Raw genomic sequence first — 14,673 nt, 5'->3', positions numbered from 1 at the left:
GCGTTCCTTCAGAACCGCTCGGGGCGGACGAGGGCGTAGGTGAGGTATCCGAGCAGCCCCAGGGTCACGAGGGCGCCAAGCGTCAGGTCGAGGGTCATGGCGAGCCTCAGAGGCGTTCGCAGAGGACGGCGTAGCCGGCGGCCAGGCCGAAGAAGGCGAGCCCCGCGGCGATGAAGGCGATGTCGAGCATGGTCGGTCCGTTTCGGTTCGGGGGCCGATGCAGGACCGGTCTCACCCAGGACCAATGTGGACGCGAACCGCATTAGGGTTCGAGACGGAAGCGAGGACGATTTTATAAGGGTCGCATTAGGATTGCGGAGGGCTCGCTGGTCGACCCTGGGACGGTGGTCTTTCAGTCCGTAGGCGCGGCCGTGCGCAGGGCGAGACGGAACTCGGCACACCCGAGCGGGCAGCCTGCCTGGGCGGCCCGGGGGCATTCGATCCGCCACTTCGAACGGTCGACCTGGACTACGCCATCGACACCGAGACGATAGCCGTGGAATGCGGTCCCGCATGCCCGGCACCGGGAGAGCAGGCGCCGCAGACATTCAAGGGTCCGGAATCGGCCGATGGTGCCGTCGCCATTGCATCGGGCCGGTCGTCGGTCGGGAAGGTCCACGGGAAATCAACCTGGCACCCCATCGGGGCGGCCGACTACGATCCTCGAACCCGCATAAGCGTTCGAGAGGGTGCGAGACGGTTCGGCATAAGGATTTGATTTTCGCCGACAGAGCCGCTCCAGCATGTAGGAACGATCTATGTCCTGCCCGCTGCACATCACAAACCGTTTGCAGCCTGCCACACAATGAAACGGGCCACCCGACTAGCATCAGGAGGCCCGCTTACTCTAGGTTGATTTTGCGGGAACTTTGAGGTTCAAAATCGGATCATTGGGTCGGCTATCAAAGCGGGTGTATCAGCACTGCCGTAATCCAGGACCACCATGATGTTGGTGATATTAATCTCCGGGTTCGCGCCAGGTGTAGGACCGCCTGGGTATGGGTCGTTAGTTCCAGCAGCGTCGCAGCATTCTCGGCTTAAACGATGACTGCTTCTGAGCGGAGGGGTAGGCATCTGTCGATAGGACCTATGTCTGCTTGAAGACATTACGCCACCGAAAGCAGCCATACCGCTACCCACCCTTCTCGGACGTTCGGGGATGGGGACCAAGCATCAGATTTCGACCGCGAGCGTAGGCCGATCGGTCATTCCTGCTCCTGCAGGTTCGTGAAGATGGCGACGATCCCCGGCGTCCGGCCGCTCTTCCGGGACGGAGCCATCAACCGGACGCGGTAGCGGGCGCCGTCCGCCCCCTCGATCGTCCGCTCGGAGGGTCGGTCCGCCGTCAGCACCGTCGGGATCTCCTCCGACAGCCACGTCAGGGGGATCGGCGCCGAGAAGTTGCGGAGGGACCGGCCGATGTCGCTCGGCTGCAGGCCGAAGATCTGCGCCGCGGCGGCGGTGAACATGCGGATCCGGAGATCCGGCGTCAGGAGCACGCTTGCGACGTTCATGCACTCGAACAGCGTGGACTGGTCGTCCCTCATCTGGTCGATGGCCTCGATCTTGGACGTGAGCTCGAAGTTCACCGTCTGCAGCTCCTCGTTCAGAGACTGCGTCTCCTCCTTCGAAGCCTCGAGCTCCTCGTTGGCGGCCTGCATCTCCTCGTTGACCGAGTACAGCTCCTCGTTCGAGGATTTGAGCTCCTCGAGGGAGGTCTCGTACTCCTCGATCACGCCCTGCAGCCGCTCGCGCGTCTCGCCCAATTCGCGTTCCAGGCCCTGGAGCGCCGCGTCCCGTTCGTTCGCCTCCAGGGCCTGCCCGCGATCCTTCTCGGCCGGCGCGGCGACCTCGTCGAACACGACCAGGAACAGCGGTTCGGTCGAGCCGGACGCGTTCAGCGGCCTGACGACCAGGGAGATCGATTGAAGGCGGCCGTCCGGCAGCACGACGCCGATGCCGTCGCGTACGGCCTGGGTGTTGCCCTCGATCGCCTCGCGCAGCGCCGTCCGGAGATCCAGCCGCAGGCCCTTGCGCGCCATCGCGGCCAGCTCGCGGGTCGGCTGACCGGGTACGACCTCCAGGTGGTCGCCGATCCGGGACGAGTAGTGCACCGCCTCGCCCGTTCGGGTCACGACCGCATGGGGCGGCGTGAACTCGGCCAGCATCAGCGTCTCGACCGTGTGCCGCAGGGCCGCGTGCGTCGTCGCGTTGCGCCGGTGCGGCTGGCTGGTACCGGCGAAGATCGGCGTGTCCGGCCCGGTCATCGGCGGCAGCCGGACCGACGGGATCGCGTCGCGGGCCTGGAAGATGCGGTGCCGCTTGTCGATCGTCTCGAACAGGTCCTCGAACCGCGTCACGTTCTCGGCCATCCCGATGAACAGGTAGCCTCTTGGGCGGAGGGCGTAGTGCAGCACCGGCATCAGCTGCTGCTGGGCTTCGACGCCGAGGTAGATCAGCAGGTTGCGGCACGAGACGAGATCGAGGCGCGAGAACGGCGGGTCTCGCAGGACGCTGTGCGGGGCGAAGGTGCACAGGTCGCGCACGGCCTTGGCGACCACCGCACTGTCGCCTTCGACCACGAAGTGCTGCGCGATGCGTTCGGGCGAGACCGCGGACAGGTAGGTCCTCGGATAGAGCCCGGTCCGGGCGACCGTGAGCGAGCGCTCGTCGATGTCGGTGGCGAAGATCTGCACGCGCGGCGGTTCCGCCAGGGTGAGCATGTGCTCGCGCAGCAGGATGGCCAGCGAGTAGACCTCCTCGCCGGTCGAGCAGGCCGGCACCCAGATCCGCACGACGTCGGTTTCAGCTCGCCCTTCGAACAGCTTCGGGACGACCTGGCTGGCCAGCGCCTCGAAGGCCGCTGCGTCGCGGAAGAAGTTCGTCACGCCGATCAGCAGGTCCCGGAACAGCGCCCCGACCTCGGCCGGGTCGGCCCGCAGCAGCCTGACGTAGTCGAGGGGCCCGGCCGCGCCGACGACGCCGATGCGCCGCTGCATGCGGCGTACGAAGGTGCTGGACTTGTAGCCCGAGAAGTCGTGGCCGACCTGCGAGCGGAGGATGGCGAAGACTTCGGCGAGGAGCGCGGCGTCGAACTCCCTCGGGGCGGTGCCGGCAAGGGCATCCTGCGCGGCGCCGTGCGCGGCGATCCGTTCGCCCATCCGTTCCGCCGTCTCGCCGAAGTCGACGAAGCCGGTCCGCAACGCGCTGATCGGCATGTCGGCGGTCTCCGGACCGTCGCCGTCCGCGGTCTGGGCCAGGGTCAGGCCGCCGTGCTCCTTGATCGCCTTGACGCCGATGGCGCCGTCGCCGTCGCCGCCGGACAGGATCACGCCCACCGCGCGCTCGCGCTGGTCGATGGCCAGGGCGGTCAGGAAGATGTCGATCGGCTTGGCCTCGCGGCCCTCAGGACCGAGCGGCCTCAACGTCAGCCGACCACCCGCGATGCCCATGACGAAGCCCGCCGGCATGACGTAGACGTGGCCCGGTCGGACCGGCACGCCGTCGGCAGCGGCCTCGACGTCGAACGTCGTGAACCGGGCCAGCACCTCCGGGAGCAGGCTCTTGTGCTTCCGGCTGAGATGCGTGACGACGACGAAGGCCGCCTCCAGCGTCTCCGGCACCCCGCGGAAGAAGCCCTGCATCGCTTCGATGCCGCCCGCGGACGCGCCGATGCCGACGATCGGGAAGTGGTCCTGGTCCATCGCCACGTTCTGAGCCTTCGGATCGATGCCGCGCCGTTCGTCGGGGTCCAGCAACATGCCTTCTCGCCCGATGTCGAGGACGACGGTGCGGATCAGTCGTCGTTCGTGGCTTCCTGCGCGATGTAGGCGAGGCAGCGCGCCCGCGCCTCGGGGCTCTTCAGCCGCACGAACAGACGCAGCAGGGTCACCACCTCGGCAGGATTATCCAGCGACGACATGTCGAGTGCGGTGTCCGATGTTCCGGCGGGGCAGGCCGTCAGGAAGGTTGCGATCGGAACGCCCAGCGCCCGGGCGATGCGGTCCAGCGCACCGACGTCGTCGTCCTGCGGATCATCGCCGTTCGTCATGGCCTGCCGCCGATCAATGCACGGCGATCCCGGCCGCCCGCGGTCCCATCGCGGCAGCGACGCGACGCCCGACATGATGGAGCACCTGCCCGAGAAGCTGGCGGGTCCGTTCGTCGGCGTCGATTTCGGCGGCCTCGTAGGCCTCGATGAGAGACGTCACCAACTGGTTCGAAGGTGCATCGCCGTCGCACTCGCGCGATGCCGGCCCTGCGGCGGTCTGCTCGCGGGAGCGCCGGACGAGATCGCGCGACGCCTGGATCGTCCGCCGCGTCTCTTCGGCCGCCGCGCGCAGCTCGCGGGCGACCTCGAGGCATCGATCCGGGTGTTGGCGATCCACCATGGGCGACTCCGGTTTGCGTCGCGCACCCGGACATAGGTTACCTGCACGCGAAGGTCGCGAACGTGGACTCAATTTCTAGATGAGGCAATCCCGAGGCCGACTTCGACTTGAATCGGAAGGATGAAACGCCCGCTTCAACCGCAGGTCGGCATCATGCACCCGGGCTTCGCATCCCTGTGCAGATAGGCCTGATGCTGCCAGCCGCGGCCGTGCACGGGGACGAGCGTGCCTTCCTCGACCAGTTGCTCGATGGCCGGGCGCGCGTCAGCCGGTGCGATCCCGATACCGCACGATGCCCTCGATGCGAGGCTCCGCACCCGTCAGACCGGTTGCCGGACGCTGCAGGTTCGCCTCGGGCGCGAACGGACCATCATCCGCTCCCAGCTCATGGAGACGTCCAACGGAAAAGGGCGCCCGATGCGAACCGGACGCCCTTGCTTGGTATGTCGTCACCCCGATCTGCTTGCCGTCCAGCGGCCGCTGCAGGAAATGGGTCCGGCCATGTTCCATCGACCGGATCCGGCCGATGTCCGAAGGCGGCCTTCGACGGCGATGCTGGCCAACCCGCTCCTGATCGATCCGACGAGGCGACCGCCCTTCCCGACGCGCCCGGACGCGTCGGCTCCGCTGCCGCTCGCGTCGTCGACGATGCCGTCGCGGACGACGATCGGATATCGGTAGGGGCCCGTGCAGCCGCCATCATCGACGGTGGCGGAAACGGACCATCGGCCGTCGAAGCCGGTCCGGGCTTCGACGGGGACAGGTGCGGCGCAGGCGATGCTCAGCAGCAGCGCGGCGAACTTCAAATGGGGTGACATGGGCTCCTCTTGAGGAACCGCCCTTCAGCCGGGCGGCGTGGTGTCGTCGTCGTGGGCAAGGTAGCGGACCATGAGCTCGCCGGTGGCCCGGGCCGCGTAGTCCGGAATGGGTTCGCCGGCCATGGGCGGGATGACCTCCGTCAGGCGCCGGCCGCCCAGGGTCGCCATGAGTTCGCTGCGCGCCATGCCGGTCTCGACGGCCTCCTCGATCGCCCGCGCCTCGTAGGTCTGCAGGAGGGCGCTCAGGCGCGTGTCCCCGGCCCCGCCGGCTCGCCGGGCGGTTCGTCGGGTTCGCGCGGGATGTCGGACGGCGGTTCCTCGAACGGCGCGGACGGCTCGTCCGGTCCGAGCGGGCGCTCGCCCGGGAACGGCCTCGGCGGCGTCTCCGAGGGAATGTCGCGACCGGGAATGGGATCGGGCATGCCGGGATTGGCCACTCTGGTATCCTTCATCGCTGTTCGAGGAGTGGGCCTACGGGCCGGACGTGCGCCCGGAACGGCACGACGCCCGGCCCTGCGGCCATGCGGACCCGATCGGGGGTTTTCAGGTGGCCCGGCATAACTTCGAAGCTGTCTCGCCGCTCACCCGCGGTGTTCGGCGATGGGCGAAAGATATGATTGCGATGCCGGTGCTCAATGATGCAGATGCATCATTTTAATGAAAGATATTTTGGTAAAACCTAGCCGCCCGCCGACGTTCAGGGCGTCGACGGGCCATCCGCCGGCCCAGGCCTGGGCAGGGCGGACTCCTTCGCCGAACATCCTGCGAGCTCCTCGAACACACCGCCGCAGCCGAGGGCGACGGCCTTCCAGAACGCGAGGCGCTGGTCGGGCGCGCGTTCCCGCAGGTGGCAATCCAGGGCGGCCCGGACCAAGGCGGCCGTCGGCGCGGGATCGAACGGCCGAAGGGGCGCCTTGGCATCGTCGGCAGGCGCGTCGGCCGTCATGCGAGACCCAGGGTCGCCGAGAGGCGTTCGCGCGCCCGGCTCACCCGGCTCTTCACGGTGCCGACCTGACACCCCAGAACCTCCGCCGCCTCATCGTGCCTGAGCCCGTCCACCGTCACGAGCAGCAGCGTCTCGCGCTGCTCGGCGGGAAGGGCGTCGAGCGCGGCCTGCAACTCGAACAGGGCGATCCGATGCTCCTGGTCCGGCGCCGCGGACAACGCCCCCGCGAAGAGGCCGTCGACGTCCTCGACCTCGCGACGCCGGCGCTTGCGCTGGTTCAGGTGGGTGTTGCGCAGGATCGTGAAGAGCCAGCCGACGAGGTTGGTGCCGGCCTGGAACTGGGAGCGGTGCTCCCAGGCCCGCATCAGCGTGGCCTGGACCATGTCGTCAGCCTCCGCCTCCGAGCCGGTGCGAAGGCGGGCGAACCGGCGCAGACGCGGTACCAGCGCGATGAGTTCGTCGCCGAACGCCTTCGTGATCTGTCGTTCCGCTTCCGCGTCGCGCAAGGCGGCCTTGAGCCGAAGCAAGACCTGCCCGAGCCGCGTCCCGTCGTCGACGTCGTCCACCTTCGGAACGATCTCGGCCAGTCGCCGCCCGATCAGATCCTGGACATGACGGGGCAGTCCCTCGCTCGGCGAAGGTTCGTCGGTGTTTTTGCTTAAGTACATGCGAGGGAATTCAGCCTTCTCCCGGGAAACGACCGGGTGTGTCCGCCCCTCTACGATGAAAGTTGCCCGCCGGGTTTTGGCTGATCGTTCACGTTCACGTCAATGATCTGGATATACCAGCCGCTTTCTTGCGTCCGACCGGAACCGTGGCCGGAGATGGCTGTTACGGGCTGCATTGAGTCGAGCAGCACGGAAGGCGGGCGAAGGTGACGGTTGGCGTCGACAGGCATGAGCTCCGGCAGATCATCGCCGGCCTCAGCGAAGGCGTGATCCTGGTCGAGCCCGACCAGACCATCGCCTATGCCAACGAGGCCGCGCTCGCGATGCATGGTGCGGAGACGGTCGGCGAACTCGGCGAGACGGTGGACGCCTATCGCGAGCGCTTCGCCCTGCGCTACCGCAACAACCACACGCCGAACCAGTATCCGATGGAGCGGGTGGTATCGGGCGAGCGCTTCCACGACGTCATCGTCGACGTGAAGCGCACCGACAAACCGGACGTGGATTTCGTCCATTCCCTGCGTAGCCTCGTCGCCACCGACCACGAGGGCAATCCGAGCTGCCTCGCGCTCATCCTCAAGGACGTCTCGGACCAGTTCGAGGCCGAGGAGCGCTTCGAGGCCACCTTCAACGCCAACCCGGCGCCGGCGGTGATCTGCCGGCTCTCGGACCTACGCCACGTCAAGGTCAACACCGGCTTCCTCGAGATGACCGGCTACACCCGCGACGCCGTGATCGGCCGCAGCGTCTACGAGGTCGACGTGCTGGCCGGCGCCCGCAACCGCGATCTCGCGATCAACCGGCTCAACGAAGGCGCCACCATCCCGCAGATGGAGGCCTGCCTCGATCTGCCGGACGGCGGCACCCGCTACGTCATCGTCGCCGGGCAGCCGATGGAGCTCGGCGACGAGCCGTGCATGCTGTTCAGCTTCGCCGACCTGGACCTGCGCCGCAAGGCGGAGACGGCCCTGCGGCAGAGCGAGGAGCGCTTCGCCAAGGCGTTCCGCCTGACCCCGGTGCCGACAATTCTGGCGCGTGTCGACGACTTCGCCATCACCGGGGCCAACGAGGCCTTCACCCGGGTGTTCGGCTACGGCGCCGACAAGGTCTCGGGGCGCACGCCGGACGAACTCGGACTCTGGGTTCACGACGTGGCCCGGACCAGGTTCGAGTCGGCGGTGGCGCGGACCGGTTTCGTGCTCGGCCTGGAGGTCTGCCTCAAGCACGAGGACGGCACCAACTTCGACTGCCTGGTCTCGGCCGAGCGCGTGGAGATCGGCTCCGAGAGCTTCGCCCTCATGGTTCTGCAGGACATCACCGACCGAAAGCGCAGCGAGCGGGAGATGTTCGAAGCGGTCGAGGCGGTCATGGCCGACACCTCCTGGTTCAGCCGCGGGCTGATCGAGAAGTTGGCCAACCTGCGCCGGCCGGGCAACGACCACGAGGACGGCATCGTCCCGAACGTCACGGTGCGCGAGCGCCAGATCCTGGACCTGATCTGCCAGGGCCTTCACGACGACGCCATCGCCGGGCGGCTGAACCTCTCGAAGAACACGGTGCGCAACCACTCCGCATCGCTCTACCGCAAGCTCGGCGTCCACAAGCGCACCGAGGTCATCGTCTGGGGCCGCGAGAACGGCTTTCCGACGACCGCGACTGGCAAATAAAAACCTGACAACCGGTACATCTGCATCATTGCTCGCCGGGATCGGCGGGCCACCTGACGAGTGCATGAATCGTCCAGGCTTGGGAGAGCATCGTGAACGCGCGGAAGTCGACCGACACGTCCGAAAAGACCAAAGGCACGATCATGGAAGCCATCGGAAAGTTGGTCGGCGATCCCAAAGTCGAGGCCGAGGGCAAATCTAAGCAGAAATTGTCGAAGGCCGAAGCGAAACCGAAGCCCACCCCAACGGCATAGCTTCCGTCATACGCCTCATCTGACGAAACCACGTCGAAGATTGATTAGGACAAAGATCATGGTTGATACGGATCGCATCACCGGCGCCGCCAAGGAACTCGGCGGCAAGGTGCAGGGCACGGTGGGCGACCTCACCGGGTCGAAGCGGGACTCGGTCGAGGGTCGCGCCCGCGAGGCGCAGGGCGCCGCCGAGAACCTCTACGGCCAGGCCAAGGACACCGTGCGCGATGCGGCGGAAACGGTGGCCGATACGGCTCGCGACATCGGCGGCAGGGTCCGCGACGCGGTCGGCAACCTCGTCGGCTCGGACGACGTCGAGGACCGCGCCCGCCGGGCCCGGGGTGCCGCCGAGGACGCCTACGACCGCGGCGAGCGCTACGTCCGCAGCGCCGGGCGCGACGCCTACGACCGCGCCGGCGACGCCTACGAGGACGGCGCCCGCGCCCTTCGCCAAGGCGGCGGCGCAGCCACCGGCCGGATCGCCGAGCACCCCATCGCCGCTCTCCTTGTGGTCGGCCTGCTTGGCTACGGCCTCGGCCTGCTCATCCACGGTCGCGACTGACCCAGATCCGCGATTGATCGATCCGACCGCGCGGGGACTGCGCGGTCGGATCGCAGAGTTCCACCCCGCCGACTGACCCCTCGAACGACCGAACTTCTCGGACGACCGACGACCCGGAGTACCTGTACGTGTCCACTTCCCCCATCCTCACGACCCCGACCGCCGCGGCCTCGGCCGACACCCGTACCGTCCTGCTGAACCAGGTCTCGTGGGGCGCGATCTTCGCCGGCGCCGTCACCGCCCTGGTGACCCAGGTCGTCCTCAACATGGTCGGCGTCGGCGTCGGCCTGTCCAGCGTCGGCGGCCCGGCGGCCGACAACCCGACCGCTTCGACCCTGTCCATGGGCGCCGGCATCTGGTTCGTCGTCTCCGGCATCGTCGCTGCGCTCGCCGGCGGCTTTCTCGCCGGACGTCTCTCGGGCAAGCCGATCGCGGGAGCGGCCGGCCTGCACGGCCTCGTCTCCTGGGCGGTGACCACCCTCGTCGTGCTGTACCTGCTCACCTCGACCGCGGGCGGCCTCATCGGCGGCGCGTTCTCCGGCGTGACCAGCACGCTCGGCGGCGCCGGCTCGCTCGTCGGCGGCACCGTGAAGACCGCAGCCCAGGCGGCTGCCCCGTCGCTGGCCCAGATCTCGAACCCGCTCGACGGCATCGAGAAGTCGGTGCGCCAGCAGGCCAACGGTCAGGACCCGCAGGCCCTGCGTGACGCCGCAGCCTCCGCGATCCGCGCCCTGCTCTCGGGCGACCCGGCCCAGAAGGCCCAGGCAGAGAACCGCGCCGCCGACGCGCTGGCCAAGGCCCAGGGCATTCCGGTCGATCAGGCCAAGACGCAGATCCAGGGCTACGAGAAGCAGTACGAGACGGCGCTCGCCGACGCCAAGCAGAAGGCGACCGTCGCCGCCGAGACCGCCCGCAGCGCCGCCACCCAGGGTGCGTTCTACGGCGCGCTCGCGCTGATCCTCGGCGCGCTCGCCGGCTTCTTCGGCGGCCGCTTCGGCGCCCCGAAGCTCCACACCCTGGCCGACGGCTACGCCGCCCGCCGCGCCTGAACCGATCCCCGGCCGGTCTCCGCGACCGGCCGGCCTCCTCACCGAAGACCGCTTTCACCGGACATCAAGGAGCATCCCATGAGCAGCACCACGGACAAGCTGAAGGGCCTCGCCAACGAGGCGGCCGGCAACGTCAAGCAGGCCGCCGGCAAGGTCACGGGCAACGACAAGCTCGTGGTCGAGGGTAAGGCCCAGGAGCTGAAGGGCGAGGCCCAGCGCACCGTCGGCGAAGCCAAGGACGGTGTCGCCTCCGTCGTCGACAAGGTCACCGGCAAGCGCTGATCCGCGACGGCGGTGGGAGACATCACCCAGGTCCCGCCGCCCCCATCATCCTCGAACCCAGGAGTCCCCCATGAACCGCGACCAGTTCCGCGGCGCCTCCCGTCACCTCAAGGGGCGCGCCCAAACCGCCGTCGGCGGCATCACCGGTGATCCGGCCCGGCAGGTCCGAGGCGCCGTGAACCAGGTCGCCGGGGGCGCTCAGTACGCCTACGGCCGCGCCCGCGACCGGGCCGAGGATCTCATCGACGACGGACGCGATCTCGCCCACGAGGTCCGGGACCGGGCCGGCAATCTGATCGAAGACGGACGCGACTTCGCACGTCACGCCCGGAAACGCGGCACGACCTACGGCCGCCAGGCCGTGCGCTACGCCGACGACCACCGCACCTCTGCCCTGCTCGGCCTCGCCGCCGTCGCCTTCGCGGTGGGCTGGTTGTCCCGCCGCAAGCACTGAACCCGCAGTCCCGGAGACCAGCCCATGATCCGCAAGCTCCTCACCGCCTTCGTGCTCCCGAAGATCATCGCCTACGTCAGCCGCGGCTTCACCGGCCGGTCGACGACCCCGACGAACCGTCGGGGCTACTGAGACCCCTCGCCACCCTCAACGCCAGGAGACGATCCACGATGAAGCTGTCCCTCGCCCTCGCCGCCACCATTGCCGCCACCCTCGCCGGGCTGCCGGCGCATGCCGCGCCGGCGACCTCCACGACTCCCATCGAAGCACTCGTGCGCGGCGACCTGCCGACCGGGTACGTCCAGTTCCGCCGATTCGGCCATCGTGGCGGATGGCGCGGCGGCCGCGGGTACGGTCGGGGCTACGGCTACGGTCGGGGCTACGGTCGCGGCTACGGCTACCGCCGCGGGCCCGGCGTCGGCGCCGCGGTGGGCGCGGGCGTTGCGGGTCTCGCGGCCGGCGCCATCATCGGCGGGGCCATCGCCAACTCGCAGGCGCAGGCCGCGCCGGTGGTCGTGCAGGGCGGTCCGGGTCCGGACGCCGTCGCCTACTGCGCCCGTCGCTTCCGCTCCTACGACGCGTCGAGCGGAACGTACCTCGGCAACGACGGCGTTCGTCACGCCTGTCCGTAACGAACCGAACCACCGGGCCTGCCAGGGCGGCGGGCCCGGTGCCATGACGCCATAGCTCCCGGACGCGTCGCGGATCCGTGGATGTCTCGTGTTGCCGGCACTCCGCAGACATCCCCGACCTCGATCCGGAAGGCTTCCCCACCGATGCGCCCCTACCTCGCCGAGTTCGTCGGCACCTTCGTCCTCGTCCTCTGCGGGTGCGGCAGCGCCGTTCTCGCCGCCGACCACATCGGCTACGCCGGCGTCGCGCTCTCCTTCGGCTTCGCCCTGATGGCGATGATCTACGCCCTGGGGCCGATCTCCGGGTGCCACCTCAACCCGGCCGTGACCCTCGGCCTGACGCTGAGCCGGAAGTTCCCCGCCGCACGGCTCCCCGCCTACGTGGCCGCCCAGGTCCTCGGTGCCATCGCGGCATCCTACGTCCTCTACCTGATCGCGACGGGTCGGCCCGGCTTCGACGCGGTCGCCACCGGCTTCGCCTCGAACGGGTTCGATCTGCGCTCGCCCGGCCACTACAATCTGGCGGCGGCGTTCATCGCCGAGTTCGTGCTGACGACCCTGCTGGTCCTGACCATCCTCGGTGCGACCGATCTCAAGGCTCCGGTCGGCTTCGCCGGGCTCGCGATCGGGACCGTCCTGGTGGTGATCCACCTCGTGTCGATCCCTGTGACCAACACCTCGGTCAATCCGGCCCGCAGCATCGGACCGGCCCTGTTCGCCGGCTGGGCCGCTGTCCAGCAGCTCTGGCTGTTCATCGTCGCGCCGCTCCTCGGAGGCGCCGTCGCCGCCGGGCTCTACAGCTCGATGCGTGCCCTCGAGCCTGAACTGCAGATGCCGGAACGGCAGGGTCTCCAGGCGCTCCCCGGCGAGACCGAGCAGCGTCTCGAGAAGGCCGGCAACGCACCGGGCAAGTTCTGACCCGGTCCATCATGACGTCCCTGGTCCTCCGCCGCGAGTTCGTGTTCCTCGCCCTCGCGGTGGTGCTCGGGCTCGGGGCGGCGGCCGCCTACTGGGTGTCGCGCGCCACGGTGCTGACCATCGCCGTGGCGCCCAGCGACGGCACGGAGCCGGCCGTGATCCGGGCCTACGCCGACGCGCTGGCCCGGCGGCACAAGGAGATCCGCCTCAAGATCCTGCCCTTCGACGACGTGCGCGACAGCGCGGCGGCGCTCGAGGACGGCCGGGCCGACCTCGCGGTGGTGCGTCCGGACGTGAACCTTCCCGACAACGGACTGACGCTCGCGATCCTGCGCGATCAGGCGATGATCATCGCCTCGCCCGAGGCGTCGGGCCTGACGAGCTTCCCGGACCTCGACCGCAAGCGCCTCGCCATCCTCGCCCACCGCGACGCGGACCAGGACCTGATCAAGGCGATGGTCGAGCATTACGGCTTGACGCTGCTCGACCACGATCCCGAGGGGCCGTTGCCGCCCCGGCATGTCGCCCTCGTCGAGATGCCCGAAGCCGACTTGGCGGCGGCGTTCGCCAAGAAGCGCGTGGACGCCGTCATCTCGGTGATCTCGCCGACGGCGGCGGCCGCACAGCGCATCATCGGCATCGTGCAGGGTGCGAGCAAGAACCGGAAGGTCGCCTTCGTCACGGTCGCGAACGCCGCCGCCATCGTCGCCCGCCTGCCGCGTCTTCAGGCGGTCACCATGCCCGCCGAGACCTTCGGCGGCAGCCCGCAGGTCCCCGCCGAGGATGTCGCCACCGTCGGCGCCTCCTACCGGCTGATGGCGCGGGCGAACCTGTCGCGGCCGGTGGCGGCCGACGTGACCCAGCACCTGTTCGAGCTGCGCAGCGGCATGGCGAACGTGACCCCGGCCGCGGACTACCTGCAGGCGCCGAGCTACGACAGCACCGCGGCCGCGACGAGCGCGCGGCTGCCGATCCATCCGGGCGCCGTCGACTATTTCGAGCGCGAGCAGCAGAGCTTCGTCGAGCGCTACGAAACCTGGATCTACCTCGTCGCGTTTCTCGGCGGCGGCATCGGCTCGGCGGTGGCGTGGGTCGGGCAGCGCCTGTCGCGCATCCGGCGCGAGCGCGTCGAGGAAGCCACCGACCGGCTGCTGGAGATCCGACGCGAGGCACAGGACGACGCGGAGCCGCACCGCCTCGAAGCGCTCGCCCGCGAGATCGACGATCTGGCCGGCGACATCGCCAAGCACGCGCTCGAGCGTCCGACGGAGGCCAGGACCATGTCGGCGGCGGCCATCGCCATCGACGCGGCCCGCTCGACGGTCAAGCGGACCATCGCCGCCGGGCAACCGGAGGGCGACGAGCCCGACCTCGCCGGGCTCATGACATCGTCGGGAGCCGCCTCGATCGGCTGACCGCGAGGACCCGGACGACGTCGTCCGGGACGCATCGAACACGGAAAGGGAAACACGATGAGCAAGGGCTACCCCTCGATGACCGCGCTGCTGGGCCTGCTGGCCGTGGCCGGCTACCAGAACCGCGACAAGCTCGCCGAGCTGCTGAAGGGCCACGACACCGCTTCGAGCCCCTCCCTGAACCCGACCCACGCCACCGTGCCGCCGATCCCGAACACCGCGTCGAACGCCGGCGCCACGGGCGGCATCGGCAATCTCGGCAGCCTGCTCGGCGGTCTGGGCACGGCCGGCGTCGGCGGCCTGATCGCCAGCGGCCTCGGCGAGCTCGTCGACCACTTCACCAAGGGCGGGCACGGCGAGACGGCGAACTCATGGGTCAACCAGGGCGCCAACCGCGACATCCCCGAGGCCGACCTCGAACGCGCCATCGGCCCGGACACCCTCCATCATCTCACCCAGCAAACCGGTTTGAGCCGCTCGGCGCTCCTGTCCCGCCTCTCGCGGGAGCTGCCTTCGGCCATCGACCGCTACGCCAGCGACGGTCGCCGTCCAGCCTGACGCCGCGACACGGTCGGCACCCCGGGGCGCCGGCCGCACCTGACGCCGGGCGATGCCGC

Annotated in this window: 20 protein-coding genes; 10 read left to right on the top strand and 10 right to left on the bottom strand. The window is 69.1% G+C overall.

Translation table 11 applies throughout. The features are described 5' to 3' along the window. Positions 1 to 8: 8 nt before the first annotated feature. From FV234_RS14635 to FV234_RS14595, 10 genes are all read right to left on the bottom strand, one after another. Positions 9 to 98, bottom strand: a complete 90-nt coding sequence (locus FV234_RS14635) for a K(+)-transporting ATPase subunit F (protein WP_036267122.1) — start codon at positions 96 to 98, stop codon at positions 9 to 11. Between the two features lie 8 nt (positions 99 to 106). Further along, complete coding sequence (locus FV234_RS26940; RefSeq protein WP_281406706.1) at positions 107 to 235, bottom strand: hypothetical protein; 129 nt, start codon at positions 233 to 235, stop codon at positions 107 to 109. Between the two features lie 970 nt (positions 236 to 1,205). Next, positions 1,206 to 3,761 carry a CheR family methyltransferase gene (locus FV234_RS14630; RefSeq protein ID WP_147830046.1) on the bottom strand — a complete coding sequence of 852 codons (2,556 nt, stop codon included), beginning with the start codon at positions 3,759 to 3,761 and terminating at the stop codon, positions 1,206 to 1,208. A gap of 35 nt (positions 3,762 to 3,796) precedes the next feature. Beyond that, complete coding sequence (locus FV234_RS14625; RefSeq protein ID WP_147830075.1) at positions 3,797 to 4,051, bottom strand: hypothetical protein; 255 nt, start codon at positions 4,049 to 4,051, stop codon at positions 3,797 to 3,799. Positions 4,052 to 4,064: 13 nt separating this feature from the next. Then, positions 4,065 to 4,391 (bottom strand): hypothetical protein, encoded by a 327-nt coding sequence (locus FV234_RS26500; protein ID WP_210250901.1) that lies wholly within the window; start codon positions 4,389 to 4,391, stop codon positions 4,065 to 4,067. A 449-nt stretch (positions 4,392 to 4,840) separates the two neighbouring features. Next, positions 4,841 to 5,209, bottom strand: a complete 369-nt coding sequence (locus FV234_RS14610) for a hypothetical protein (protein WP_147830040.1) — start codon at positions 5,207 to 5,209, stop codon at positions 4,841 to 4,843. A gap of 24 nt (positions 5,210 to 5,233) precedes the next feature. Continuing rightward, on the bottom strand, positions 5,234 to 5,395 hold the full coding sequence (locus FV234_RS26240; protein ID WP_187273692.1) for a hypothetical protein: 162 nt from the start codon (positions 5,393 to 5,395) through the stop codon (positions 5,234 to 5,236). Positions 5,396 to 5,451: 56 nt separating this feature from the next. Then, complete coding sequence (locus tag FV234_RS14605) at positions 5,452 to 5,661, bottom strand: hypothetical protein (protein ID WP_246686207.1); 210 nt, start codon at positions 5,659 to 5,661, stop codon at positions 5,452 to 5,454. A 245-nt stretch (positions 5,662 to 5,906) separates the two neighbouring features. Then, the gene (locus FV234_RS14600; RefSeq protein ID WP_147830038.1) at positions 5,907 to 6,155 is read right to left on the bottom strand and encodes a hypothetical protein; all 249 of its coding nucleotides are present in this window, start codon (positions 6,153 to 6,155) and stop codon (positions 5,907 to 5,909) included. Further along, on the bottom strand, positions 6,152 to 6,721 hold the full coding sequence (locus FV234_RS14595; RefSeq protein ID WP_246686206.1) for a sigma-70 family RNA polymerase sigma factor: 570 nt from the start codon (positions 6,719 to 6,721) through the stop codon (positions 6,152 to 6,154). Before FV234_RS14595 ends, FV234_RS14600 begins: the two co-directional genes overlap by 4 nt. 308 nt (positions 6,722 to 7,029) lie before the next feature. Here FV234_RS14595 and FV234_RS14590 point away from each other — a divergent pair, with 308 nt between their 5' ends. The 10 genes from FV234_RS14590 to FV234_RS14545 all read left to right on the top strand — a co-directional run bounded on the left by FV234_RS14590 (position 7,030) and on the right by FV234_RS14545 (position 14,614). Continuing rightward, positions 7,030 to 8,490: a helix-turn-helix transcriptional regulator gene (locus FV234_RS14590; RefSeq protein WP_147830036.1), complete on the top strand. Its 1,461-nt coding sequence runs from the start codon at positions 7,030 to 7,032 to the stop codon at positions 8,488 to 8,490. Positions 8,491 to 8,582: 92 nt separating this feature from the next. Further along, positions 8,583 to 8,744: a CsbD family protein gene (locus FV234_RS14585; RefSeq protein ID WP_246686205.1), complete on the top strand. Its 162-nt coding sequence runs from the start codon at positions 8,583 to 8,585 to the stop codon at positions 8,742 to 8,744. Between the two features lie 58 nt (positions 8,745 to 8,802). After that, the gene (locus tag FV234_RS14580) at positions 8,803 to 9,306 is read left to right on the top strand and encodes a CsbD family protein (RefSeq protein WP_147830031.1); all 504 of its coding nucleotides are present in this window, start codon (positions 8,803 to 8,805) and stop codon (positions 9,304 to 9,306) included. Between the two features lie 128 nt (positions 9,307 to 9,434). Next, positions 9,435 to 10,355 carry a PhnA-like protein gene (locus tag FV234_RS14575; RefSeq protein WP_147830029.1) on the top strand — a complete coding sequence of 307 codons (921 nt, stop codon included), beginning with the start codon at positions 9,435 to 9,437 and terminating at the stop codon, positions 10,353 to 10,355. A 78-nt stretch (positions 10,356 to 10,433) separates the two neighbouring features. Next, positions 10,434 to 10,637 carry a CsbD family protein gene (locus FV234_RS14570; RefSeq protein ID WP_147830027.1) on the top strand — a complete coding sequence of 68 codons (204 nt, stop codon included), beginning with the start codon at positions 10,434 to 10,436 and terminating at the stop codon, positions 10,635 to 10,637. Between the two features lie 70 nt (positions 10,638 to 10,707). Beyond that, positions 10,708 to 11,091 (top strand): CsbD family protein, encoded by a 384-nt coding sequence (locus tag FV234_RS14565; RefSeq protein ID WP_147830025.1) that lies wholly within the window; start codon positions 10,708 to 10,710, stop codon positions 11,089 to 11,091. A 170-nt stretch (positions 11,092 to 11,261) separates the two neighbouring features. Then, on the top strand, positions 11,262 to 11,723 hold the full coding sequence (locus FV234_RS14560) for a BA14K family protein (RefSeq protein ID WP_147830023.1): 462 nt from the start codon (positions 11,262 to 11,264) through the stop codon (positions 11,721 to 11,723). A 144-nt stretch (positions 11,724 to 11,867) separates the two neighbouring features. Further along, on the top strand, positions 11,868 to 12,641 hold the full coding sequence (gene aqpZ, locus FV234_RS14555; RefSeq protein ID WP_187273691.1) for an aquaporin Z: 774 nt from the start codon (positions 11,868 to 11,870) through the stop codon (positions 12,639 to 12,641). A gap of 11 nt (positions 12,642 to 12,652) precedes the next feature. Then, positions 12,653 to 14,056, top strand: a complete 1,404-nt coding sequence (locus FV234_RS14550) for a TAXI family TRAP transporter solute-binding subunit (RefSeq protein WP_147830019.1) — start codon at positions 12,653 to 12,655, stop codon at positions 14,054 to 14,056. Positions 14,057 to 14,113: 57 nt separating this feature from the next. Then, positions 14,114 to 14,614 carry a YidB family protein gene (locus FV234_RS14545; RefSeq protein WP_147830017.1) on the top strand — a complete coding sequence of 167 codons (501 nt, stop codon included), beginning with the start codon at positions 14,114 to 14,116 and terminating at the stop codon, positions 14,612 to 14,614. Positions 14,615 to 14,673: the final 59 nt, after the last annotated feature.

Origin of the sequence: Methylobacterium sp. WL8, from assembly GCF_008040045.1 — a bacterium.
Lineage (GTDB): Bacteria > Pseudomonadota > Alphaproteobacteria > Rhizobiales > Beijerinckiaceae > Methylobacterium > Methylobacterium cerastii.
The sequence above is the reverse complement of the archived record's forward strand: the minus strand, read 5'-3'. Positions and strand labels throughout refer to the sequence as shown.